The organism is Streptomyces sp. B21-083 (assembly GCF_036898825.1).
In the GTDB taxonomy this organism is placed as follows: Bacteria; Actinomycetota; Actinomycetes; order Streptomycetales; family Streptomycetaceae; genus Streptomyces.
In genome coordinates this window covers 2,138,105-2,161,788 of sequence record NZ_JARUND010000002.1, presented here as the reverse complement: position 1 = coordinate 2,161,788, position 23,684 = coordinate 2,138,105, and the positions used below count along the sequence as shown (strand labels likewise).

Below are 23,684 nucleotides of genomic sequence, written 5' to 3'. Positions count from 1 at the left end.
TGTGCTGAATACTTGTCAGTAACAACGTCTATGCGCCGCCTGTGTGGCGTCCTAACGTGCAGTCATGCCCAACCTCCCCGACGTCGTGGCCTGGTCGATACCCGCCTTCGTGCTGCTCACGGTCATCGAGATGATCAGTGTCCGGATCCACCCCGACGAGGACGCCGCCGGGTACGAGGCCAAGGACGCCGCCACCAGTGTCGGCATGGGACTCGGCAGCCTGGCCTTCGACTTCCTGTGGAAGATCCCGATAGTCGCCCTCTACACGGCCGTCCACCAACTCACGCCCCTGCGCGTCCCCGTGCTGTGGTGGACCGTCCCGCTCATGCTGCTGGCCCAGGACTTCTTCTACTACTGGTCCCACCGCGGCCACCACGTCGTCCGCATCCTCTGGGCCTGCCACGTCGTCCACCACTCCAGCCGCAGCTTCAACCTGACGACGGCTCTGCGCCAGCCCTGGACGACGCTCACCGTCTGGCCGTTCTACGTTCCCCTCGTCGCCCTCGGTGTGCACCCGGCGGCGCTCGCCTTCTGCTCCTCCGTGAACCTCGTCTACCAGTTCTGGATCCACACCGAGCGGATCGACCGCATGCCCCGGTGGTTCGAGTACGTCCTCAACACACCCTCGCACCACCGTGTCCACCACGCCTCCCAAGGCGGCTACCTGGACCGCAACTTCGGCGGCATCCTCATCGTCTGGGACCGGCTCTTCAGCTCGTTCGTCGCCGAGACCGAACGACCTGTCTACGGGTTGACGAAGAACATCGACACGTTCAACCCGGTCAGGGTCGCCACTCATGAGTACGTCGCGATCGTCAAGGACATCAAGGCGGCGGGCAGTTGGCGGGAGCGCGCCGGGCGGGTGTTCCGGGGGCCGGGCTGGCAGCCCGCACACCCGCGCCGGGAACCGGCCGAAGAGACCGTCGGCGCGTGAGGCCGGCCCGGGTTCTCCTCGCCGCCTTCGCCCTCACGGCGGCCGTCGACCTGATCTCCCTCGCGGCCGGCTCCGACACCGGACACGCCCTCGCCAAGCCCCTCCTGATGCCCCTTCTCGCCGCCCACGCACACCTTCGTGGCGCCCCGCGGCTCCTCCTCGCCGCCCTCCTTCTCGGCTGGGCAGGCGATGTCCTGCTGCTCTCCGACGCCGACCCGCCGTTCCTGGCCGGCATGGCCGCCTTCGCGGCCGGACACCTCTGTTACCTCGCCCTCTTCAGGACGTACGGCAAAGGGGACCGCACCGCGAACGGCACCCCACGCGCGCGCGGCGCACGCATCCGGCTCGCCGGGGCCTACGCCCTGGCCCTGGCCGGCACCCTCGCCGTCCTATGGCCCGGCCTCCCCGCCGAACTCCGCGTCCCCGTCACCGGTTACAGCCTCCTGCTGACCGTGATGGCCCACCGGGCCACGGCACTCGGCCTCCTCGCCGGCACGGGCGGCGCGCTCTTCCTGCTCTCCGACACCCTCATCGCGACCGGCGTCGCGGACCTGCCCCAGCTCCCCGCACCCGACTTCTGGATCATGCTCACGTACCTCGCGGCCCAGTGGCTCCTGACCGGCGGCGTACTCGCGGCGGCGAGAACCGCGACGCCCCCACCCGTCACGTCCAGCGGATCGGCACCGGCAACGCGGTGAGCAGCCCCGACACCGCGACGACCAGCCCCAGCGCGACGACCTCCGCGCGCGCGGGGGAGCAGGCGGTGAGCGGGTCGGCCGCCCGGCTCAGCCGCAGCCGCGCCCACAGGGCGAGGCCGGCGACGGCCACCACGAGGATCACCTTGGCGAGCAGCGTGCGGCCGTACGCCGTCGACGTGAGCTGGTCCAGGACCGTGCCCGGCGGCATCCGGCGGAGCGTGCTCCAGATGCCCGTGGCGGTGATCAGGGCGAGCAGAACGGCCGCCACGCGCGCGTAGAGGCCCAACAACGCCACGCGCGCCTCCCGGGCGGCGCCCCAGAGAGGCAACGTGCGCAGGACGTACAGCAGTCCGCCCACCCACAGCGCCGCGCAGGTGAGATGGACGAACGTCAGCGCCGAGCCGGTCAGCGGGTCGAGCTCCGGCGCCGGATGGGCCCGCAGCGCCTCCGCCACGGCCACCGCCGCCAACGGCCAGACCTGGATGGCCGGGCGCGCCGAGAGGGCGCACAGGCCCGCCGCGGCGAACCCGTTGACCTCCAGCAGCGCCAGCTTGCCGTCCCGGGACTCGTACAGGCCGCCCACGTCGATCGCGGCCAGGCTGTGCGGTACGAGGTTGCCGGTCGACACCACCGAGGCGAGCCCCAGCGCGGCGACGAAACCGACACCGGCCGCGTACGGCGCCCAGGCGCGCGCCCGCTCCGGTGGCGCCCCGGGAAGCCTGCCGGCCAGCCGGTGCACGAACATCTCGCCCACCGGAACGCACAGCGCGGCGAACAGCGCCGTCCGCAGCAGCCCGATCCCGCCCACGCCGGGCGCGGCGGCCTCCCCGGTGCCGTCCAGGGCGACGGACGGCCCGAGCAGCGGAATCAGGGCGGCCAGCAGCACCAGGACCAGTACGGCGACGGCCCGGCCGGTGCCGGGGCGTGAGCCGTCGGGCGTTCTCGCGGGCCGGTCCTCGCCGGACGGCCCGTCAGTCGGTCGTGTCAAGCCCACCCCAAGATCCTCACCGGCCGTGACGCCGTAAACCCCCACGTACTCAACGCTGTGTCTGCCTCAATACACCCAGCGCGCCCGATCGGTCCCCCAAACGCCGGGAGGCCGTGCCCAGTCGACCGGCCCGCCCGTGAAGGAGACCGGCGGTCGCGCGTACCGCAGCCGCCCCAGCGCGCTGTCCCGCTCGGCGAGCCACGCCTCCGGTCCGTCGTACGCGGAGTCAGCCGCGGGCATCCGCTGGCCTTGCTCCGCCCCGCTCGTCAGCCACCCGGCCGTGCCGGCCAGCGCCAGCCGCACGAACCGGCTGCCACCTTCCCGCACCTGGTCGCTCAGCGCCCGCAGCACCCCCGCCGCCAGCAGATACCCCGTGCCGTGATCGAGCGCCTGTGCGGGCAGGGCGCCCGGTTCCTCGGCCGACCCCTCCGCCACCGCGATGCCCGAGGCGGCCTGCACCAGGCTGTCGAAGCCCCGCCGCTCACCCCAGGGCCCGTACGCACCCCACGCAGACAACTGCCCCACGACCACTCCGGGCCTGCGCTCGGCCAGCGCTTCCGGCGAGAGCCCGAAGGGGTCCAGGGCGCCGGGCCGGTACCCGGTGACGACGACGTCGGCGCCGGCGAGGAGTTCCTCGAAGGCTCGCCGGTCGGTCCTCAGGTCCAGCACCGCCGACCGCTTCCCGAAACCCGTGTCGGTGTGCTGGTCCGGGAGTTCTGGCAGCTGAGGCGCGTCCACGCGCAGCACGTCCGCGCCGAGCAGGGCGAGCGTGCGGGTGGCGACAGGGCCCGCGATGACCCGGGTCAGGTCGAGGACCCGGACTCCGGCGGCGGGCAGCAAGGGGTCGGTGCCGATCGGCGCGAGCACGCGCGCGCGTGCCGAGTCCAGCCGCCCGCGCTCGACAAGGGGCCGCGCAGCCACCGCCGCGCCCTGCTCGTGCGCGGCCCACTCCTCGGCCGTACGCAGCGCGACGGCGAGGCCCCCGGCGGCGTACACGGTCTCCTCGGCCTCCACCGAGGAGCGTTCGGCGAGCGCGGCGGCGACGGACTCCGGGTCCTCGGACGTGCCCAGGGCGGCGAGCAGACGTGCTCGGTGATGCGGGTAGTTCGCATGGGTGCGCACCCAGCCGTCCGCCGTCCGCCAGAAGCGCGACAGCGGCGCGAAGGAGACCGGTGCGCGTCCGTCGACCAGCAGATGCCGCTCGCTGACGAGGGCCGTGGCGATCGCGCCGTCGTCCACACGAACCCCGGGCATCTCGGGCAACCCGGCCCGGAGGGCGCCCAGTTCCGCGGCGGCCAGCGCGCACGCGCCCACGCAGGCCCGCGCCGACTCCCGTACCGGAAGCCGTGATGCGAGTACTCCGGTGCGTACGACGGTCGAGATCCGGGCGGGGGCGGCGGGATCGCCGCCCAGCGCGGCCCAGGTGTACTCCGTGCTCAACACAGTCATAGGCGAACTATGCCGTGTGTACTGGATGGACATCCGTACGGGATCAACGCAGTGGGCCGGACAGCACGAGGCTGACCGGCCCACAGAGGAAAATCGATACCCCAGAGGATCAATACCGGGGAGGAGCTACTTCGTCACCGCGTCCAGGGCGTCGGCGACGCCGTGGCCGTAGAAGCCGTTGTAGTTCTTCCGGCCCTCGCACACCGCGTCGACCTTGCCGTCACCGTCGATGTCGTACGGGTCCGTGCACGGCGTGGCGTCCGCCTCGGCGTACAGGAGCGCCTTCACGAGGGCGGCCGAGGCGTGCGGGTGCGTCGACTTGATCAGGGCGGCCACGCCAGCGACGTGCGGGGTCGCCATCGACGTACCCGCCATGTAACCCCAGGTGCCGCCGGGCAGCGGGCCGAGGATCAGACCGCTGGTGGCCGGCGGGGCCGGCGTCTGGAAGCGGGTCGAGTCGCCGCCGGGGGCGGCTATGTCGATGACCCCCAGGCCGTGGTTGGAGAAGGACGACTTGATGCCCTTGGCGCCGGTCGAGGACACCGTCACCACACCCGGGAGCTGGGTCGGGATGTCGTAGCACTCGGACGGGTCGACGACCCGGTCCGAGGGCGTCGCGTCGTTGGGGGAGACCGGGTCGGTGATCTCGTCGGCCGCGAGGTCGTAGCTCTCGTTGCCGGCCGCCGCGACGTTGACGACGCCCTTGTGCTCCGCGTACCGCGTGGCCCGGGTGATGGCGTCGACCAGGGCCTTCTGGTCCGGGTCGTTCTTGCAGTTGAAGTACCAGGGGTCCGTGTAATAGCTGTTGTTCGTGATGTCGACGCCGTGCTCGGCCGCCCACACGAAGCCGCAGACGACGGCCTCCGTGTAGAAGTAGCCGGCCGTGGTCGACACCTTGATGCCGGAGACCTTCACGCCCGGCGCGACGCCCGTGACGCCGATGCCGTTCTTGGCGGCGGCGATCTCACCGGCGACGTGCGTGCCGTGCGGGCTCTCGCCCGTGGTCGGCCGCCAGGCCCCGTCGGTCGTGTCGGGCTTGCCCGTCACACAGTTGACCGAGGCGGCGCGGTCGAAGTTGGGCGCGATGTCGGGGTGGGTGTCGTCGACGCCGGTGTCGATCACGGCGACGGTGACCCGGCGGCTGCCGAGCGTCTTCTCGTGCGCCTTGTCCGCCTTGATGGCGGGCAGGTCCCACTGCAGCGGCTCCAGGGGGTCCTGGGCCGCGGTCGCGCCGGCGGTGGCGCTCGCTATCTCCGCCGCGGAGAGCGCCTTCGGGGCGCCCTCGTCGGTGGTCGACTGCGCGGGCAGCGGCGCGTTGCGCGTGTTGCCGGCCGACTGCACGCCCGGCACCTTGCGGATGAGCTTGGCGAAGTCGGGGTTCGTCGAGTGGACGACGACCACCCCGATCCGGTCGTACGACGTCACGATCGTGCCGCCGGCCTTCGCGATGGCCTTCCTGACGTACTGGGAGGGACCGAACCCGGGGAACACGTTGACGACATAGCTGAGCGAGGTCGCGTCGGCCGTGACGGGGGCTGCCTCGGTGTCGACCGCGACGGCCTGGATGTTCGGCAGGAAGGCGAACGCCGACGCCATGACCATCCCGACCGGGATCGCCACGGCGCGGCGGGAGCGCGAGTGAGACGCTGTCATAGAGGGTCTCCAGTTCCTTCGTTCGTGGACGTGGGGATCGTGCGGACTGTGCGGAAAGACCGGGAAACGTGGCAGAAGGCGCGGGTCACTTGACCGCGCGCAGCGCGTCGACGATTCCGAACCCGAAGAATCCGTTGACCCGTTTGCCGCCCTCGCACACCGCGTCCTGCGTGCCGTCACCGTCCTGGTCGTACGACACGGGACAGCCGGGGTTGTCGGCCTGGACCTTGAGCAGCGCCTGGAGCTGGGCCGGAGTCGCCTTCGGGTGCTTCGACTTGAGCAGCGCGGCGACGCCCGCGGCGTGCGGCGAGGCCATCGAGGTGCCCTGCAGGAAGCCGTACTCGCCGTTCGGCATGGTGGACAGGATGCGGCCGTTCTTCGACGGCGTGTCCGGTATCTGGTACTTGCGGTCGCCGCCGGGGGCCGCGATGTCGATGGCGCCGTTGCCGTAGGTGGAGTAGTACGACTTGACGTTGTCGACGCCCGTGGCGCTCACCGTGACGACACCCGGGAGCTGGGTCGGCACGTCGAAGCACTCGTGCGGGTCGATCGTGCGCGTGACCGTCGTCGAGTCGTCGGGGCTGGTGTCGTCCACGATCGCGTCGGAGTCCAGGTCGTGGCTGGAGTTGCCCGCCGACGCCAGGTTCAGGGTGCCCTTCTTCGTCGCGTACAGCTGCGCCCTGTTGACCGCGTCGGCAATGGCCCGCTGATCGGGGTCGTCCAGGCAGTTGTACAGCCAGGGATCGACGTAGTAGCTGTTGTTCGTGATCTCGACGCCGTGGTCGGCGGCGAACACGAAGGCGCACACGACGCTCTCCGGGTAGAAGAGCCCGTTGTCCGGGTCGCTCACCTTGATGCCGGAGACCTTCACGCCGGGCGCGACCCCGGCCACCCCGATGCCGTTGCGGGCGGCGGCTATCTCACCGGCGACATGGGTGCCGTGGTAGTCCTCGGCGGTGTACGGACGCCACGCACCCGCGCTGGTGTCCGCGACGCCGCCGACGCAGTTCGCCGACTGGGACGCGGAGAAGTTCGGGGCGAGGTCGGGGTGGGTGTCGTCGACGCCGGTGTCGATCACGGCGACGGTGACCTTACGGCTGCCCGGGTTGATCTTCGCGGCCTTGTCGGCGCCGATCGACCGCAGGTCCCACTGGTCGGCTTCGAGGGGCTCGCTCTCGGGGGTCCTGGCCGACACGGCCTCGACCTTGGCTGCCTCCGCGGCCGTCAGATAGTCCGCCGCGCCCTCGTCGGTCGTCCCGGCGGCCACCAGCGGTGTGGTCCGGGTGGCACCCGCGGACCTCACACCGCGCGCCGCGCGGATCTCCGCCCCGAACGAGGGGTTCGCGGAGTGGACGACGATCACACCGATCCTGCCGTACGTGATGACGACGGTGCCGCCGGCCTTGGAGATCGCCTTCGTCACCGCCCCGATCGTGTGATGGTCGGTGCTCTTGGTGTTGACGACATACGCGAGGTTCGGACCGTCGGCGGCGCGGGTGACGAAGGCGGCCGGTGCGGCGGCCGAAGCGGCCACGGGCAGGAAGCCGAGGGAGGCGGTCAGGGACAGCACGACCGGCACCGCGAGAGCGAGCCGGCGTCTGGAGCGCAGATGAGCCATGGGTTCTCCACATCATCCGGAAACGAGGCTCGCCCGGACAAGGATGGTTGCCGGGCAAGCGCGTAGCAGGGACGGACAACAGTTGTGTACGCGCGAAAAGGCGGGCACGGGCGCATGGCCCGCACCCCCGAATTTGCAGGTACATGACGGGTGGTACAGGGCGAAGCTATCCCGCATCGCCGCTGGCCAGCAATGACTTCCGGAGACCAGTTCGGAAAGAAGCGCGGGGAGTTGAACCGGTCCTCGCGTGGCGCCGTGACCTTGGGCAGGGAGCGCGAGGACCATCGGGCCCCTGTCGGATCACGCGTGGGGGCCCTACCATCGCGAGCCGACCCCCTGTGATCCAGATCACCGCGAGGTCAGAGAAGAGTCATGTCCGTACCCAGCCCGACCCCGTCCCCGAACGACCACGCACCCCCGTCCACTGTCGTGACCGCACCCGCAACGCGAGGAGACTCCGTGGCTACCGACGCACCGCCCCCCTCGAAGACAGAGCACCACTACCCCTCCACGGAGGAGTTCGTCGAGGTCCAGCAGAGCGCTGAGTTCGGTGAACTGCGCCGCGCCCACCGCTCCTTCGCCTTCCCGCTGACCCTCGGCTTCATCGCCTGGTACCTGCTGTACGTCCTGCTGTCGAACTACGCGGGCGGCTTCATGGGCACCAAGCTCGTCGGCCACATCAACGTCGCCTTCGTCCTCGGCATCGCCCAGTTCGTCACCACGTTCCTCATCGCCTGGTGGTACTCGCGGCACGCCGCCGCCAACCTCGACCCCAAGGGTGAGGCGATCAAGTCCCGGATGGAGGGCGACGCATGAGCCCCGTACAGCAGAGTGTTCTCGCGGCCGGGGAGGCCAGCGAGCACCGGCCGCTGATCATCTCCCTGTTCGCGGTGTTCGTCGTCGCGACCCTCGTCATCACCGTCTGGGCGGGCCGCCAGACCAAGAGCGCCGCGGACTTCTACGCCGGCGGGCGCCAGTTCACCGCGTTCCAGAACGGCCTCGCGGTCTCCGGCGACTACATGTCCGCCGCGTCCTTCCTCGGCATCGCGGGCGCGATCGCCCTCTTCGGGTACGACGGCTTCCTGTACTCCATCGGCTTCCTCGTCGCCTGGCTGGTCGCCCTGCTCCTGGTGGCCGAACCGCTGCGCAACTCGGGCCGCTACACCATGGGTGACGTCCTCGCGTACCGCATGCGTCAGCGTCCGGTCCGCACGGCCGCCGGCACGTCGACGATCGTCGTCTCGATCTTCTACCTGCTGGCCCAGATGGCCGGCGCGGGCGTCCTCGTCTCGCTCCTCCTCGGCATCACCTCGGACGCGGGCAAGGTCGCCATCGTCGCCCTCGTCGGCGTCCTGATGATCGTGTACGTCTCCATCGGCGGCATGAAGGGCACCACCTGGGTCCAGATGGTCAAGGCCGTGCTGCTCATCAGCGGCACGATCCTCATTACGTTCCTGGTGCTGCTGAAGTTCAACTTCAACATCTCCGATCTGCTCGGCACCGCCGCCGAGCGCAGCGGCAAGGGCGACGCCTTCCTGGAGCCCGGCCTGCAGTACGGCGCCACCGGCACCACCAAGCTGGACTTCATCTCCCTGGGCATCGCCCTGGTCCTCGGCACCGCCGGTCTGCCGCACATCCTGATCCGCTTCTACACGGTGCCCACCGCCAAGGCCGCCCGGAAGTCCGTGAACTGGGCCATCGGCATCATCGGCGGCTTCTACCTGATGACGATCGCGCTCGGCTTCGGCGCCGCCGCACTGATCGACCCGAAGGAGATCACCGACTCCAACCCCTCGGGCAACACGGCCGCGCCGCTGCTCGCCCTGCACATCGGCGGCGTCGACTCGACCTGGGGCGCGGTGCTGCTCGCGACGATCTCGGCGGTCGCCTTCGCGACGATCCTCGCCGTCGTCGCCGGCCTCACGCTGGCCTCGTCGTCGTCCTTCGCGCACGACATCTACGCCAACGTCATCCGCAAGGGGAAGGCCACCGAGAAGGAGGAGATGAAGGCGGCCCGCTGGTCCACCGTCTTCATCGGCATCGTCTCCATCGCCCTGGGCGCCCTCGCCCGCGACCTCAACGTGGCCGGCCTGGTCGCACTGGCGTTCGCGGTCGCCGCGTCCGCCAACCTGCCCACGATCCTCTACAGCCTCTTCTGGAAGAAGTTCACCACCCAGGGCGCCCTGTGGTCGATCTACGGCGGCCTGATCGTGGCGGTCGGCCTGGTGCTGTTCTCGCCGGTCGTCTCCGGCGACCCGAAGGCGATGTTCCCGGGCGTCGACTTCCACTGGTTCCCGCTGAAGAACCCCGGCATCATCTCCATCCCGTTCGGCTTCCTCATGGGCTGGCTCGGCACGGTCCTCTCCAAGGAGGAGCCCGACACCGGCAAGTACGCCGAACTGGAGGTGCGGTCCCTCACGGGAACCGGAGCGCACTGACGCCAGGCGTTCGTTCGCCGGCAAGGCATCGCGCGGGGCCGTCGTAGGGATCTACGGCGGCCCCGCGCCGCATCCTGTGGCATCGGGCCTGCCTCGATGTCAGTGGGGTCACGTAGGCTCGCAGGTGTAGGAGAACTTCTGTCCACACGATCCGCTACGAGGGAGGGGGCCCAGTGCTCATCGACACTTTCGGCCGAGTGGCCACCGACCTGCGCGTCTCGCTGACCGACCGCTGCAATCTGCGGTGTACGTACTGCATGCCCGAGGAGGGCCTGCAGTGGCTGGCCAAGCCGGACCTGCTCACGGACGACGAGATCGTCCGCCTCATCGACATCGCGGTCACCTCCCTGGGCATCGAGGAGGTCCGCTTCACCGGCGGCGAACCGCTGCTGCGCCCGGGCCTGGTCGGCATCGTGGAGCGGGTCGCCGCGCTGGCCCCGCGCCCCCAGATGTCCCTGACGACGAACGGCATCGGTCTGGGCCGTACGGCGACCGCCCTGAAGGCGGCCGGCCTGGACCGCGTCAACGTCTCCCTGGACACCCTGCGCCCCGACGTCTTCAAGACCCTCACCCGCCGGGACCGGCACAAGGACGTCCTCGCGGGCCTGGAAGCCGCCCGCGAGGCCGGACTGACCCCCGTGAAGGTCAACACGGTACTGATGCCGGGGTTCAACGAGGACGAGGCCCCCGACCTCCTCGCCTGGGCGGTCGAACACGACTACGAACTGCGCTTCATCGAGCAGATGCCCCTGGACGCCCAGCACGGCTGGAAACGCGACGGCATGGTGACCGCGGGCGACATCCTGACCTCCCTGCGCACCCGCTTCGACCTCACGGAGGAAGGCTCCGGCGAACGGGGTTCGGCCCCCGCCGAACGCTGGCTGGTCGACGGCGGCCCGCAGCGCGTGGGCGTCATCGCCTCCGTCACCCGCCCCTTCTGCGCCGCCTGCGACCGCACCCGGCTCACCGCCGACGGCCAGATACGAAACTGCCTCTTCGCCCGCGAGGAGACCGACCTGCGCACCGCCCTGCGCTCCGGCGCCCCCGACGAGGAGATCGCCCGGATCTGGCGCGAAGCCATGTGGGGCAAGAAGGCAGGCGCAGGCCTGGACGACCCGACCTTCGTCCAGCCCGACCGCCCGATGTCGGCGATCGGCGGCTGAAGCGGCTCAGGTGTCCGAGGACTCCCACTCCGCCAGCCTCACCACATCCTTGAGGAACCCCCGCACCCCCAGGAACTGGGACAGATGCTCGCGATGCTCCTCACACGCCAGCCACGTCTTCCGCCGCTCGGGCGTGTGCAGTTTCGGGTTGTTCCAGGCGAGCACCCACTCGGCGTCCGCCCGGCATGCCTTGGCGGAACAGGTGGGGGAGTCAGGGTCAGGGCCGATCATCCTGCGACCCTAACCCGGCGCGAACAGCGCTCAAAAAGGCGACGCCGAGCAGCCACGGGGGGAGCTGCCCGGCGTCGGTCTGTCGCTCCGACGGGGGATGCGGAGCGCGTACGAAGTATGCCACGGGTGACCGTCCGCCCGGCAATGGAACAGCGTGATTGATCTGAGCTTTTCTTGAGCTTGGAGACACCCTCCGCACTGACTTTTGGTCAGGCTTGCCCGCCCGGATCGCCCCCCGTATCGGCCGTCCGATCGCCCCCGGTGTCCTCCGCCGCGGATTCCGTGAAGCCCTCTCGAGGCCCGGGCGGCGCGATCATCGGCCGCACCGGAGCGGTCACGAACGTCGACGGGAGTCCCGGCGCGTTCTCGCGGCCGGCGTTGGCGATCACCACGGAGATATAGGGCAGGATCATGCCGAGAACCAGGGCCACGAACGCGACGTGCCGTTCGACGTTCCAGAGCGTCGCGGCGAGAACCACCGCCACCGTGCGCACGGACATGGAGATGACGTACCGGCGCTGTCTGGCCCGGACATCGTCCGCGAGCCCCTGCCGGGCCCCGGTGATCCGGAAGACCTGGGCGCCGCCGCTACTGCTCTGCTTCCGCATCACGTTCCACCATCCACCCGAATCGGACACGCCCCGGCCCGTACCCACACCGAACCAGGTCGGGGAACCAGGCCCGGACGCCTTCCACGTTACGCCGCGCCTGCGCCGCCTACGAGACCGGGGCACCTCCCGGCAGGGCGACCCGCCTGCGCCGTACCGCGTACCGAGTTGCCCGACATGCGCCGTAGCGCGAACGGCCCGACACTGGGCGTAATGCTCACGTAGAGCCGTACGAGGAGGCATCCATGGGCTGGTTGTGGGCGATCATCGTGGGATTCGTGCTGGGTCTGCTGGCCAAGGCGATCATTCCGGGCAAGCAGCACAGCCCGCTCTGGCTGACGACCATCTTCGGCATCATCGGCGCCATCGTCGGCAACGCCATCGCGCGAGCAATCGGCATCGACGCGACGAGCGGCATCGACTGGGGCCGCCACGCGCTCCAGCTCGCGGCGGCCGTCGTGATCGTGTTCCTGGGCGACATGGCGTACACGAGTATGCGCGGCGGCAGGAGACACCGCGCCTAACGGCACCGGGCTCACCGGTACGTGTGAAGGGGCGGCCCGATCCACCGGGCCGCCCCTTCACACGTACACGCACGCGACACACGCGGACCCGGTCAGCCGGTGACCTCCACCGCGGCCAGGTTCTTCTTGCCCCGGCGCAGGACCAGCCACCGCCCGTGCAGCAGGTCCTCCTTCGCGGGTACCGCGTCCTCGGCGGTGACCTTCGCGTTGTTCACGTAGGCGCCGCCCTCCTTCACCGTGCGTCGCGCGGCCGACTTGCTGGCCACCAGCCCGACCTCGGCGAACAGGTCGACGACCGGCCCCGCCTCGGCGACCCGGATGTGCGGCACCTCGGAGAGCGCCGCGCTCAGGGTCCGCTCGTCGAGCTCGCCCAGCTCACCCTGACCGAAGAGAGCCTTGGACGCGGCGATCACGGCTGCCGTCTGCTCGCCGCCGTGCACCAGCGTCGTCAGCTCCTCGGCGAGCGCGCGCTGCGCGGCCCGAGCCTGCGGACGCTCCGCGGTCTGCGCCTCCATCGCCTCCAGCTCCTCCCGGGACCGGAAGGACAGGATGCGCAGGTACGTCGAGATGTCCCGGTCGTCCACGTTCAGCCAGAACTGGTAGAACGCGTACGGTGTCGTCATCTCCGGGTCGAGCCAGATGGCGCCGCCCTCGGTCTTGCCGAACTTGGTGCCGTCCGCCTTCGTCATCAGCGGCGTCGCCAGCGCGTGCGCGGAGGCGTCCGGTTCCAGGCGGTGGATCAGGTCGAGACCGGCGGTGAGGTTGCCCCACTGGTCGCTGCCGCCCTGCTGGAGCGTGCAGCCGTACCTCCGGTACAGCTCCAGGAAGTCCATGCCCTGAAGGAGCTGGTAGCTGAACTCCGTGTAACTGATGCCCTGGTCGGACTCCAGACGCCGGGCGACCGAGTCTTTCGTCAGCATCTTGTTGACGCGGAAGTGCTTGCCGATGTCCCGGAGGAACTCGATGGCCGACATACCGGCCGTCCAGTCCAGGTTGTTCACCATCACCGCGGCGTTCTCGCCCTCGAAGGACAGGAACGGCTCGATCTGGCCGCGGAGCCGGTTCACCCAGTTCGCGATCGTCTCCGGGTCGTTCAGCGTGCGCTCCGCGGTGGGACGCGGGTCGCCGATCTGGCCGGTCGCCCCACCGACCAGGGCCAGCGGACGCAGACCCGCCTGCTGGAGGCGGCGCATGGTGAGCACCTGGACCAGATGACCGACGTGCAGACTGGCCGCCGTCGGGTCGAAACCGCAATAGAACGTGACGGGACCGTCCGCGAGCGCCTTGCGCAATGCGTCCTCGTCAGTGGACTGGGCGAACAGCCCACGCCACTTCAGCTCGTCGACGATGTCCGTCACGGTTCTCGTATCTCCTTGAGTGGTCTTTCACGCAGTTCTACGGCAGCACGGCGGCTACCGGCAACGAGGTTATACGCCCTGACTGACAGAGCTCATATTGAAGTCCGGCACCCGCAGTGCGGGCATCGCGGCCCGGGTGAACCAGTCGCCCCACTCCCTCGGCAGCGTCTTCTCCGTACGCCCCGCCTCCACGGCCCGCCCGAGCAGGCCCACCGGCGACTCGTTGAACCGGAAGTTGTTGACCTCCCCGCTGACCTCGCCGTTCTCGACGAGGTACACCCCGTCGCGGGTCAGGCCGGTCAGCAGCAGGGTGGCCGGGTCGACCTCGCGGATGTACCAGAGGCAGGTCAGCAGCAGCCCACGCTCGGTGTTCGCGACCATCTCCTCCAGCGACCTGTCCTCGCCCCCGTCCAGGACGATGTTCCCGATCGCCGGGGTCACGGGCAGGCCGGTCAGCCCGGCGGTGTGCCGGGAGGTGATCAGCCGGTTCAGCCGGCCCTCGCGGATCCACTCCGTGGCGCTCAGCGGCAGCCCGTTGTCGAACACCGACTGGTCGTCGCCGGAGGAGTGGGCGAGCAGGAAAGGAGAGGCTTCCAGACCGGGCTCGTTCGGGTCGCTGCGCAGCGTCAGGGGCAGCTCGGTGAGCTGCTCGCCGAGGCGTGTCCCGCCGCCCGGCTTGGAGAACACCGTGCGGCCCTCGGCGGCGTCCCGCGCGGACGACGACCACATCTGGTAGATCAGCAGGTCGGCGACGGCGGTCGGCGGCAGCAGCGTCTCGTACCGCCCGGCGGGCAGCTCGATCCGCCGCTCCGCCCAGCCGAGGCGTACGGCGAGTTCGGCGTCGAGGGTGGCCGGATCGACGTCCTTGAAGTCCCGCGTCGACCGCCCGGCCCACGCGGACCGCGCACGGTCCGGGGACTTGGCGTTCAGCTCCAGCGTCCCGTTGGGCTGGTCATGACGCAGGCGCAGCCCCGTCGACGTCCCCACATAGCTCGACACCAGCTCGTGGTTGGCGAAGCCGTACAGCTCCCGGCCGCCCGCCCGCGCGCGGGCGAACGCCTCACCCAGCGCGGGCGCGAAGTCGGCGAACACCGCGGACGAGGTCTCGGCGGGCGCGTCCATGAAGTCCGGGGACTCCGGCACACCCCCGACCAGCGGCTGGGCGTCCTCCGCGGGCCCGGCGCCGCGCGCGGCGGCCTCGGCGGCCCGCACGAGCGGCTCCAGCTCGTCCGCGGTGACGGCCGCGCGGGAGACGACCCCGGAGGCCGTGCCCTGCTTGCCGCCGACGGTGGCGACGACCGTGAGCGTGCGTCCGCGCGTGACCCCGTTGGTGGTGAGGGCGTTGCCCGCCCAGCGCAGATTGGCCGTCGACTCCTCGTCGGCGATGACGACACACCCGTCGGCCCGGGACAGCTCAAGGGCCCGCTCGACGATCTCGTGCGGCTTGCTCGTACGGGCGCTCATCGACCGGCCTCCTGCGTGGTGTTCAGACTGTGCTTTCCCGGGAGATGACCCCCGGACCCCCAGCCAATCCCCGTGCTGGCGCTCATCGACCGGCCTCCTGCGTGGTGTTCAGAATGTTGACGCCCCTGAAGAGGGCCGACGGGCACCCGTGGGAGACGGCCGCGACCTGGCCCGGCTGGGCCTTGCCGCAGTTGAAGGCACCGCCCAGGACGTACGTCTGCGGACCGCCGACGGCCGCCATGGAACCCCAGAAGTCGGTGGTCGTCGCCTGGTAGGCCACGTCCCGCAGCTGCCCGGTGATCCGGCCGTTCTCGATCTTGAAGAACCGCTGCCCGGTGAACTGGAAGTTGTAGCGCTGCATGTCGATCGACCAGGAGCGGTCCCCGACCACGTAGATACCGCGGTCGACGCCGCCGATGAGGTCCTCGGTGGCCAGGCCGCCCGGGTCCGGCTGCAACGACACGTTGGCCATGCGCTGCACAGGCACATGCCCGGGCGAGTCGGCGTACGCGCATCCATTGGACCGCTCGAACCCGGTCAGCTTCGCGATCCGCCGGTCCAGCTGGTACCCCACGAGGGTGCCGTCCTTCACCAGGTCCCACGACTGACCGGCGACGCCCTCGTCGTCGTAACCGATGGTCGCCAGGCCGTGTTCGGCGGTGCGGTCCCCGGTGACGTTCATCAGCTCGGAGCCGTACCTGAGCTTGCCGAGCTGGTCGAAGGTCGCGAAGGACGTGCCCGCGTACGCCGCCTCGTAGCCCAGGGCCCGGTCCAGTTCGGTGGCGTGGCCGATGGACTCGTGGATCGTCAGCCACAGGTTGGACGGGTCGACAACCAGGTCGTACAGCCCCGCCTCGACGCTCGGCGCCCGCATCTTCTCGGCGAGCAGCTCAGGGATCTGTTCGAGCTCGGACTCCCAGTCCCAGCCCCTGCCCGTGAGGTACTCCCAGCCGCGTCCGACGGGCGGCGCGATGGTCCGCATCGAGTCGAACTCGCCGCTCGACTCGTCGACGGAGACGGCGGTGAACTGGGGGTGCAGCCGCACCCGCTGCTGGGTGGTGACGGTCCCCGCGGTGTCGGCGTAGAACTTGTTCTCGTGCACCGTGAGCAGCGAGGCGTCGACGTGGTTGACACCGTTCGCCGCGAGCAGCCGCCCGCTCCACTCGGCCAGCAGCCCCGCCTTCTCCTCGTCGGGCACGCCGAAGGGGTCGATCTCGTACGACGAGACCCAGGTCTTGTCGGAGTGCACCGGCTCACCGGCCAGCTCCACCCGCTCGTCGGACCCCGCCGCCTTGATCACCTGTGCGGAGAGCTTGGCCATGGCCACGGCCTGCGAGGCGACCTTCGCGGCGGCGTCCATGCTCAGATCCACGCCCGAAGCGAACCCCCATGTGCCGCCGTGCACCACCCGCACCGCGTACCCCAGGTCCGTGGTGTCCGACGATCCGGACGGCTTGGCGTCCCGCAGCCGCCAGGAGGCGCTGCGCACCCGTTCGAACCGGAAGTCCGCGTGGTCCGCACCGAGCGCACGCGCGCGGGCGAGGGCGGCGTCGGCCAGGGCACGTAGGGGCAGTGCCAGGAATGACTGATCGACCTCATGGGCCATGAGCGGCCTCTCCTTGTCACGGTGGGTGCGGCGTCTGTCTCGCAGTGAATCATGCGGGTCCGACATCGAGGCATCCAACGTATTCACCCCGATCAGGACAGCGCACGAGACCGCCGCCGACCGGCACACCGACTGTAGGGACCCGACAGGACCGGGGGTGAGCCACTGTCGGTGCCCGATTGTCCGCCGGTACGGACGGACCGATAGGTTTTCGGGGAAGCAGCCTGTCAACCCGGGTGTATCGGACAGGCCCCGAACCGCTATCGAAAGGGTGATCCGTTGAGCCGCTCGGTTCTCGTCACCGGAGGCAACCGGGGCATCGGCCTCGCCATCGCCCGCGCGTTCGCCGAAGCCGGCGACAAGGTCGCGATCACGTACCGCACGGGTGAGCCGCCGACCGCGCTCACCGAACTGGGCTGCCTCGCGGTCAAGTGCGACATCACCGACACCGAGCAGGTGGAGCAGGCCTACAAGGAGATCGAGGCCGAGCACGGCCCGGTCGAGGTCCTCGTCGCCAACGCCGGCGTCACCAAGGACCAGCTGCTGATGCGGATGTCCGAGGAGGACTTCACGTCCGTCCTCGACACCAACCTCACCGGCACCTTCCGTGTCGTCAAGCGGGCCAACCGCGCCATGCTGCGCGCCAAGAAGGGCCGCGTCGTCCTGATCTCGTCGGTCGTCGGGCTGTACGGCTCGCCGGGACAGGCCAACTACGCCGCCTCCAAGGCCGGCCTGGTCGGGTTCGCCCGCTCCCTCGCCCGTGAGCTGGGCTCGCGCAACATCACCTTCAACGTGGTCGCGCCCGGTTTCGTCGACACCGACATGACCAAGGTCCTCACCGACGAGCAGCGCGCGGGCATCGTCTCGCAGGTGCCGCTCGGCCGGTACGCGCAGCCGGAGGAGATCGCCGCGACGGTGCGGTTCCTCGCCTCGGACGACGCCTCGTACATCACTGGAGCCGTCATCCCTGTTGACGGCGGACTGGGAATGGGTCACTGATCACCATGAGCGGAATTCTCGAGGGCAAGCGTGTCCTGATCTCCGGTGTGCTCACGGAGGCCTCCATCGCCTTCCACACCGCCAAGCTGGCCCAGGAGCAGGGCGCGGAGATCATCCTCACCGCGTTCCCCCGGCCCACGCTGACCGAGCGCATCGCCAAGAAGCTCCCCAAGCCCACCAAGGTCCTGGAGCTCGACGTCACCAACGAGGAGCACCTGGGTCGTCTGGCCGACCTCGTCGGTGAGGAGCTCGGCGGCCTCGACGGCGTCGTCCACTCCATCGGCTTCGCCCCGCAGGACGCCCTCGGTGGTAACTTCCTCAACACCCCGTTCGAGTCCGTGGCCACCGCCATGCACGTCTCGGCGTACTCCCTGAAGTCGCTCACCATGGCCTGTCTGCCGCTGATGCAGAACGGCGGCTCCGTCGTCGGCCTCACCTTCGACGCCCAGTACGCCTGGCCGCAGTACGACTGGATGGGCCCGGCCAAGGCCGCCCTGGAGGCCACCAGCCGCTACATGGCACGCGACCTGGGCAAGCAGAACATCCGCTGCAACCTGGTCTCCGCGGGCCCGCTCGGCTCCATGGCCGCCAAGTCCATCCCGGGCTTCGGCGAGCTGGCCTCCGTGTGGGACGCCCGGTCTCCCCTGGAGTGGGACCTCAAGGACCCCGAGCCGGCCGGCCGCGGTGTCGTCGCCCTGCTCAGCGACTGGTTCCCGAAGACCACCGGCGAGATCATCCACGTGGACGGCGGGCTGCACGCGATCGGTGCGTGACCGCTGCCGCTGCCGTCCAGGCTCGGCCGACATGGCGAGGGCCCGCGTTCCGTTCCGGCGCGGGCCCTCGGCATGTCGCTGTGTCATCACCCGTTCGGCTTATCCGGCCGGGCGGGGGAGCGGGGTAACCGGGCACTCTGGATTACGCGTTCACCGCGTTCCCTCCAGCACGAGGAGGTCCCCTTGTGCCTCTTTCCCGCGGCTTCGCCCCGCTCCTCGTCGCCGTCGCTCTCATAACGACTCTTCCGTACGAGGCCGTCCCGGCCGTTTCGCACGCGCGCGTGGACGGACGACAAGGGGAGCGGCCCGAGCCCTTCGGCTCCACCTGCTACACCCGGGTCACCGGCTCCAAGGTGACCGCGTACTGCCACAACCCCTACGTGGCCGCCGACCGCGTATGGCTGCACATCGAGTGCGACCGCTGGTGGGACCTCGACAGCGACGGCTCCGCGGTCGAGGCCGGGCCCGCCCAGACGGTACGGCTCACCGGCCGCTGCTGGAAGGAAGTCCGCTCGGTGTGGGTCAGCCACCAGAGGCGGACGCCCTGAGCCGGCACACGAACGGATAGCCGGCCGCCTCCCTGGCGGCGGCCGTCGCGTCGCCCGCGCGGATCGCCTCGACGAGCGGGGCGTGGTCCACGTACGACTGAGGGGTCAGCCTGCCGCCCACGTCGTCGCGCAGCCAGTCCCGCAGCACCTCGCCCAGGTCCGCGTACATCGCCGTCATCACGTCGTTGTGGGACGCGGCCACCACAGCCATGTGCAGGCTCGCGTCGGCCGTCACGAAAGCCTCCGCGTCGCCGGACGCCCAGGCATCCTCCCGGCGCGCCAGAAGCGCGTCCAACTGCTTGAGGTCACGTTCGGTGCGCCGCAGCGCCGCCAGCTCGGCCGCGCCCGACTCCAGCGTGGACCGCAGCTCGGCGATGTGCCGGCGGTCCGCGTCGGCGAACCGGTGGTGCATCACACCGGCCAGCTCACTGGTCGCCACGACGTAGGTGCCCGAACCCTGGCGGATGTCCAGCAGCCCGTTGTGCGCGAGGGCCCGGACCGCCTCTCGGACCGTGTTCCGGGCCACTCCGAGCTGCGCGACCAGCTCGGGTTCGGTCGGAATCCGGGAGCCGACGGGCCACTCGCCCGAGGTGATCTGGTTCCGCAGTGCGGCGATGACCTGCTCGGACAGGGCCGATCGGCGGGGATGGCTCAGCGGCGGCATGGCCCATTTTCGCACGGGGGATTACAACCAATCATCCTATGATTTTATGCTGGGTGTCATGGCGAGCGACGAAACCCGGACGACGTCCACGACCAGGCCCGTACGCGGTACATCCGAGTCCCGGAGCGAGACCGGGACCACTCCCACGCGCGCGTGGCTCACCCGGCTGGTCGTCGTCGGCATCGTGCTGTCCGCCCTCAACCTCCGCCCCGCCATCACCAGCCTCGGTGCCCTCCTCGAAGAGGTGCGCGGCGGGCTCGGCATGAGCGGCACCACAGCCGGCGTGCTCACCTCCGTACCCCCGTTCTGCTTCGCCCTCTTCGGCGTCATGGCACCGCGCCTGGCCCGTCGCTTCGGCGCCGGCGCGGTCGTCTGCGCGGGGATGGTCGCCATCGCCGCCGGACTGGCGATCCGGCCCTGGACGGGCAGCGCGGCCGGCTTCCTGGTCGCCAGCGCGCTCGCCCTCATGGGCATCGCGGTCAGCAACGTCCTGATGCCGGTCATCGTCAAGCGCTGGTTCCCGGACCGCGTCGGTTCCATGACTGGCCTGTACTCGATGGCCCTCGCCCTCGGCACCGCCGCCGCGGCGGCGATCACCGTGCCCATGACCGAAGCGCTGGGCGGGAGCTGGCAGCGGGGACTGACCGTCTGGGCGGTTCTCGCTGCGGCCGCGGTGCTCCCCTGGATGTTCCTGCTACGGGACCGGGGCGCGGGCGGGTCGGACCGCGAGGCGGCCCCCGCGCGCGGGACACCCTCCACGGGGGAGGGGACCGGCGCACTGCGTATCACCCGCAGCCGTACCGCCTGGGCGCTCGCCGTGTTCTTCGGGCTCCAGGCCACCGCCGCCTACGTCACCATGGGCTGGATGGCGCAGATCTTCCGGGACGCGGGCGTCCCGGCCGGAACCGCCGGACTGCTGCTCGCCGTGACCATGGCGATGGGCGTGCCCCTCGCCTTCGTCATCCCGCGCGTCGCGACCCGTCTGCCCCACCAGGGGCCCATCGTGATCGCGCTCGGCTGTTGCGGACTTCTCGGATACGCGGGCCTGTACATCGCACCGGCCGGCGGCATGTGGGCCTGGGCGGTACTGCTCGGCATCGCCAACTGCGCCTTCCCGCTGGCCCTCACGATGGTCGGGATGCGGGCCAGGACGGGCGCGGGCGTCTCCCAGCTGTCGGCCTTCGCCCAGAGCGCCGGCTATCTGATATCCATCCCCGGGCCGCTCGTCGTGGGCGTTCTCTACCAGCACAGCGGCGGCTGGGGGCTGCCGCTCGCACTGATGGCCGGCCTGATGCTGCCGCAGATGGTCGTGGGCGTACTGGCGGGACGTGATCGCACCGTGGAGGACGAGGCGGCCTCGGCACCCCGGGGCCACGGGTGAGCGATACGGGTGCGAGACTGGCCGTATGCCAGTGCTCGACCCGAACCCCCAGAACGGCCAGAAGAAGATGCTGCTCGTCTTCGGCTCGTTCTTCGCCATCTTCGTGATCATCGCCATCGTCGCGACGATCGCCTCACCATGAGAGCCGTTGGTGGGGGTATCCCCACCATCCCTTAGGGGGCGAGTCTCAGGGTCAAGTGGGTGGATCACCGGATGGGTTGAGGCCCGCGGGTTCCGTAACTTCGAGGTGTGGCCGCGAGACGCGGGCCACGGACGGCTCGAAGACCCACGGAGGCATTATGTCGGCCCGCACGCACTCCCGGCCCCTTCCGGCGACCACGCGTGGAGTCGACATACGGCTGCCATGGTGGGCCCTGGCGCTGCCGACGATCGCGTTCGTCGCCCTGCTCGCGCTGATGCTGAACCCTACCGACGCACAGGCGGCGGCGGGCGACCCCCTGATCGCCCACTTCCTTGAGCGCGCCCGGGACCTGGTGACGCGTTGAGCGCCGTCAACGCCCCATTCCCACCTGCGGAGCCGCCCGTCAACTCCCTGCGCCCGATGGCGTGTTTCATGCGAAGCTGGATGCCATGAGCGTCGCAGAACCCCGCAGGATCGTCCTCTTCCGGCATGCGAAAGCCGATTGGCCGCAGGTGACCGACCACGAGCGGCCACTGGCCGACCGAGGCCGCAAGGACGCCGCCGTCGCCGGGCGCAAGCTGACCGACAGCGGCATCTCTCTCGACCTGGCCCTCTGCTCCACCGCCACCCGGACCCGCGAGACATGGAAACTCGCCGTCCAGGAACTCCCGCAACGGCCGAAGACCGTCTACGAGGAGCGGATCTACGAGGCCTCACCCGGCGAGCTCATCGCCCTGCTCAACGAAACCCCGGACGACACGCAGAACGTGGTCCTGATCGGCCACAACCCAGGAGTGCAGGCCCTCACCGACATCCTGGCCGGCGAATCCGAGGACGACCCCCGCACCAGACTGACCGACCGCGGCTTCCCGGCGGCGGCCTTCGCGGTGCTCTCCTTCACGGGCTCCTGGAAGTCCCTGGAGCCAGGCACGGCGACCCTGCTCGACTTCTGGGCACCGACGGAGTAGATCCCGGCGACAACACGCGGCACAGGCTGTGGGCAGACGTTCCGTGAGCATGAGGCGGAACGGGCGGCCACACAGCCTGTGACCCGCACCCGCACCCGGCGACGAAGCACAAGCCCCTACCGCACCGCCGCCTCTGCCGCCTCCGCCGAGAAGGGTCGGCGCTCCGCCCCTCCCAGCGGGCTACTCCTGGGTGTCCGCCGCCTCGACCTCTTCCCGAGTGACACCCAGCAGATACAGCACGGTGTCCAGGAAGGGGAAGTTCACCGCGGTATGCGCCGCCTCCCGCACGACCGGCTTGGCGTTGAAGGCGACGCCGAGCCCGGCCGCGTTCAGCATGTCCAGATCGTTCGCCCCGTCGCCGATCGCCACGGTCTGATCCAGCGGCACCCCGGCCGCCGCCGCGAACCGCCGAAGCAGCCGGGCCTTGCCCGCCCGGTCCACGATCTCGCCGACGACCTTGCCCGTCAGCTTCCCGTCGATGATCTCCAACGTGTTGGCCTGGGCGAAGTCCAGCCCGAGCCGATCCTTGAGATCGTCCGTGACCTGGGTGAACCCACCCGAGACGACACCGACTTCGAAGCCGAGCCGCTTCAGCGTACGGATCAGTGTGCGCGCACCCGGCGTGAGCCGGACCTCGCTGCGCACCTTCTCCACCACCGACTCGTCGAGCCCCTTGAGCAGCGCCACGCGCGCGTGCAGCGACTGCTCGAAGTCCAGTTCCCCGCGCATCGCGGCGGCGGTCACCTTGGCCACCTCGTCCTCGCAGCCCGCGTGCGCGGCGAAGAGCTCGATCACCTCGTCCTGGATGAGTGTCGAGTCCACGTCCATGACGACCAGACGCTGCGCCCGCCGGTGCAACCCGGCCGCGACCACCGCGACGTCGACACCGAGTGCCGCCGCATCGGTGACCAGGGCGGTGCGCAGCGGCTCGGTCGCGACCCCGGAGACGGCGAACTCGACCGCTGTCACGGGGTACTTGGCGAGCCGGAAGATACGGTCGATGTTGCCGCCCGCCCTGGTGATCCGGGCGGCGATCGCAGCGGTCGACTCGGCGGTCAGCGGATGCCCGAGCACGGTGACGACGGAACGCCCGAGCCCACGCGGCCGGTTGTCACCGAGTCCGGAGATGATCTCCGCCTGCATCTTCACCGACTCCGCCCAGCTGTGGACGGTGGCCCGAAGATCGCCTTCGATACCGGCGGGCGGCTGGGTCACGAGCGCGCACAGCACCATGCGGCCACGCGTGACGACCTGCTCGATGTCGACGACATCCACGGAGTAGGCGGCAAGCGTGTCGAACAGACCGGCGGTGATGCCCGGCCTGTCCTTGCCGAAGATTTTGACGAGAAGGGTGGGTACGTCAGCGGTCTGCGTAGCGTTCATGGTGTTTCCACCGTATCCGGCACCCAGTGCCTCCCGCGCACGCGGTCCGCCTGACGGACGGCGAACAGTACGTTTCGTGAGGGTGGCGAAGACC

24 protein-coding genes are annotated in these 23,684 nt (G+C 70.2%); 13 read left to right on the top strand and 11 right to left on the bottom strand.

All coding sequences use genetic code 11. The features are described 5' to 3' along the window. The first annotated feature begins 64 nt into the window (after nt 1-64). On the top strand, nt 65-934 hold the full coding sequence (locus tag QA861_RS33640) for a sterol desaturase family protein (RefSeq protein ID WP_334592428.1): 870 nt from the start codon (nt 65-67) through the stop codon (nt 932-934). After that, nucleotides 931-1,632, top strand: coding sequence for a lysoplasmalogenase (locus QA861_RS33635; RefSeq protein WP_334592427.1), 702 nt, complete (start codon nt 931-933; stop codon nt 1,630-1,632). The genes QA861_RS33640 and QA861_RS33635 overlap by 4 nt, the downstream gene beginning before the upstream one ends. On the opposite strand, the gene QA861_RS33630 is transcribed toward QA861_RS33635, so the two are convergent. The 4 genes from QA861_RS33630 to QA861_RS33615 all read right to left on the bottom strand — a co-directional run bounded on the left by QA861_RS33630 (nt 1,598) and on the right by QA861_RS33615 (nt 7,340). Then, nucleotides 1,598-2,626 carry a CopD family protein gene (locus QA861_RS33630; RefSeq protein WP_443041615.1) on the bottom strand — a complete coding sequence of 343 codons (1,029 nt, stop codon included), beginning with the start codon at nt 2,624-2,626 and terminating at the stop codon, nt 1,598-1,600. The two genes, QA861_RS33635 and QA861_RS33630, sit on opposite strands and share 35 nt — an antisense overlap. 60 nt (nt 2,627-2,686) lie before the next feature. Further along, a complete protein-coding gene (locus QA861_RS33625) occupies nt 2,687-4,069 on the bottom strand; it encodes a CoA transferase (protein ID WP_334592425.1) in 1,383 nt (460 codons plus the stop codon). 126 nt (nt 4,070-4,195) lie between these two features. Then, nucleotides 4,196-5,722 (bottom strand): S8 family peptidase, encoded by a 1,527-nt coding sequence (locus QA861_RS33620; RefSeq protein WP_334592423.1) that lies wholly within the window; start codon nt 5,720-5,722, stop codon nt 4,196-4,198. Nucleotides 5,723-5,807: 85 nt separating this feature from the next. Further along, the gene (locus QA861_RS33615; RefSeq protein ID WP_334592421.1) at nt 5,808-7,340 is read right to left on the bottom strand and encodes a S8 family peptidase; all 1,533 of its coding nucleotides are present in this window, start codon (nt 7,338-7,340) and stop codon (nt 5,808-5,810) included. Between the two features lie 459 nt (nt 7,341-7,799). Here QA861_RS33615 and QA861_RS33610 point away from each other — a divergent pair, with 459 nt between their 5' ends. The 3 genes from QA861_RS33610 (at nt 7,800) to moaA (ending at nt 10,941) form a co-directional block, all read left to right on the top strand. Then, nucleotides 7,800-8,156: a DUF485 domain-containing protein gene (locus QA861_RS33610; RefSeq protein WP_334592419.1), complete on the top strand. Its 357-nt coding sequence runs from the start codon at nt 7,800-7,802 to the stop codon at nt 8,154-8,156. Next, a complete protein-coding gene (locus tag QA861_RS33605) occupies nt 8,153-9,778 on the top strand; it encodes a monocarboxylic acid transporter (protein WP_334592418.1) in 1,626 nt (541 codons plus the stop codon). Before QA861_RS33610 ends, QA861_RS33605 begins: the two co-directional genes overlap by 4 nt. Nucleotides 9,779-9,951: 173 nt before the next feature. Continuing rightward, the gene (moaA, locus tag QA861_RS33600; RefSeq protein ID WP_334592417.1) at nt 9,952-10,941 is read left to right on the top strand and encodes a GTP 3',8-cyclase MoaA; all 990 of its coding nucleotides are present in this window, start codon (nt 9,952-9,954) and stop codon (nt 10,939-10,941) included. A gap of 6 nt (nt 10,942-10,947) precedes the next feature. Here the strand turns inward: moaA and QA861_RS33595 are convergent, their stop codons facing one another. After that, complete coding sequence (locus QA861_RS33595) at nt 10,948-11,172, bottom strand: hypothetical protein (protein WP_334592416.1); 225 nt, start codon at nt 11,170-11,172, stop codon at nt 10,948-10,950. A gap of 209 nt (nt 11,173-11,381) precedes the next feature. Further along, nucleotides 11,382-11,780 (bottom strand): DUF3099 domain-containing protein, encoded by a 399-nt coding sequence (locus QA861_RS33590; protein WP_334592415.1) that lies wholly within the window; start codon nt 11,778-11,780, stop codon nt 11,382-11,384. Between the two features lie 245 nt (nt 11,781-12,025). Here QA861_RS33590 and QA861_RS33585 point away from each other — a divergent pair, with 245 nt between their 5' ends. Continuing rightward, complete coding sequence (locus QA861_RS33585) at nt 12,026-12,304, top strand: GlsB/YeaQ/YmgE family stress response membrane protein (protein WP_334592414.1); 279 nt, start codon at nt 12,026-12,028, stop codon at nt 12,302-12,304. Nucleotides 12,305-12,396: 92 nt separating this feature from the next. On the opposite strand, the gene tyrS is transcribed toward QA861_RS33585, so the two are convergent. The 3 genes from tyrS to QA861_RS33570 all read right to left on the bottom strand — a co-directional run bounded on the left by tyrS (nt 12,397) and on the right by QA861_RS33570 (nt 16,732). Continuing rightward, nucleotides 12,397-13,662, bottom strand: a complete 1,266-nt coding sequence (gene tyrS / locus QA861_RS33580) for a tyrosine--tRNA ligase (RefSeq protein ID WP_334592413.1) — start codon at nt 13,660-13,662, stop codon at nt 12,397-12,399. A gap of 69 nt (nt 13,663-13,731) precedes the next feature. Beyond that, entirely contained in the window at nt 13,732-15,126 is a 1,395-nt protein-coding gene (locus QA861_RS33575; RefSeq protein ID WP_334592412.1) for a metallopeptidase TldD-related protein, read from the bottom strand. A gap of 82 nt (nt 15,127-15,208) precedes the next feature. After that, entirely contained in the window at nt 15,209-16,732 is a 1,524-nt protein-coding gene (locus QA861_RS33570; RefSeq protein ID WP_334592411.1) for a TldD/PmbA family protein, read from the bottom strand. A gap of 279 nt (nt 16,733-17,011) precedes the next feature. Here QA861_RS33570 and fabG point away from each other — a divergent pair, with 279 nt between their 5' ends. From fabG to QA861_RS33555, 3 genes are all read left to right on the top strand, one after another. Continuing rightward, a complete protein-coding gene (fabG, locus tag QA861_RS33565) occupies nt 17,012-17,731 on the top strand; it encodes a 3-oxoacyl-[acyl-carrier-protein] reductase (protein WP_006380679.1) in 720 nt (239 codons plus the stop codon). Between the two features lie 5 nt (nt 17,732-17,736). Beyond that, nucleotides 17,737-18,504, top strand: a complete 768-nt coding sequence (gene fabI / locus QA861_RS33560) for an enoyl-ACP reductase FabI (RefSeq protein ID WP_334592409.1) — start codon at nt 17,737-17,739, stop codon at nt 18,502-18,504. Between the two features lie 185 nt (nt 18,505-18,689). Continuing rightward, complete coding sequence (locus QA861_RS33555) at nt 18,690-19,052, top strand: hypothetical protein (protein WP_334592408.1); 363 nt, start codon at nt 18,690-18,692, stop codon at nt 19,050-19,052. Here the strand turns inward: QA861_RS33555 and QA861_RS33550 are convergent. Next, on the bottom strand, nt 19,027-19,716 hold the full coding sequence (locus QA861_RS33550) for a FadR/GntR family transcriptional regulator (RefSeq protein WP_334592407.1): 690 nt from the start codon (nt 19,714-19,716) through the stop codon (nt 19,027-19,029). The two genes, QA861_RS33555 and QA861_RS33550, sit on opposite strands and share 26 nt — an antisense overlap. Nucleotides 19,717-19,762: 46 nt before the next feature. Between QA861_RS33550 and QA861_RS33545 the strand changes: the two genes are divergently transcribed. From QA861_RS33545 to QA861_RS33530, 4 genes are all read left to right on the top strand, one after another. Continuing rightward, a complete protein-coding gene (locus tag QA861_RS33545; protein WP_334592406.1) occupies nt 19,763-21,097 on the top strand; it encodes a CynX/NimT family MFS transporter in 1,335 nt (444 codons plus the stop codon). Nucleotides 21,098-21,122: 25 nt separating this feature from the next. Further along, nucleotides 21,123-21,239: an SGM_5486 family transporter-associated protein gene (locus tag QA861_RS33540; RefSeq protein ID WP_006380681.1), complete on the top strand. Its 117-nt coding sequence runs from the start codon at nt 21,123-21,125 to the stop codon at nt 21,237-21,239. Nucleotides 21,240-21,396: 157 nt separating this feature from the next. Continuing rightward, nucleotides 21,397-21,603 (top strand): hypothetical protein, encoded by a 207-nt coding sequence (locus QA861_RS33535; protein WP_334592405.1) that lies wholly within the window; start codon nt 21,397-21,399, stop codon nt 21,601-21,603. A gap of 85 nt (nt 21,604-21,688) precedes the next feature. Continuing rightward, nucleotides 21,689-22,207: a SixA phosphatase family protein gene (locus QA861_RS33530; RefSeq protein WP_334592404.1), complete on the top strand. Its 519-nt coding sequence runs from the start codon at nt 21,689-21,691 to the stop codon at nt 22,205-22,207. Nucleotides 22,208-22,387: 180 nt separating this feature from the next. Here QA861_RS33530 and serB read toward each other — a convergent pair whose 3' ends face one another. Beyond that, the gene (serB, locus tag QA861_RS33525) at nt 22,388-23,590 is read right to left on the bottom strand and encodes a phosphoserine phosphatase SerB (protein WP_334592403.1); all 1,203 of its coding nucleotides are present in this window, start codon (nt 23,588-23,590) and stop codon (nt 22,388-22,390) included. Between the last annotated feature and the right edge of the window lie 94 nt (nt 23,591-23,684).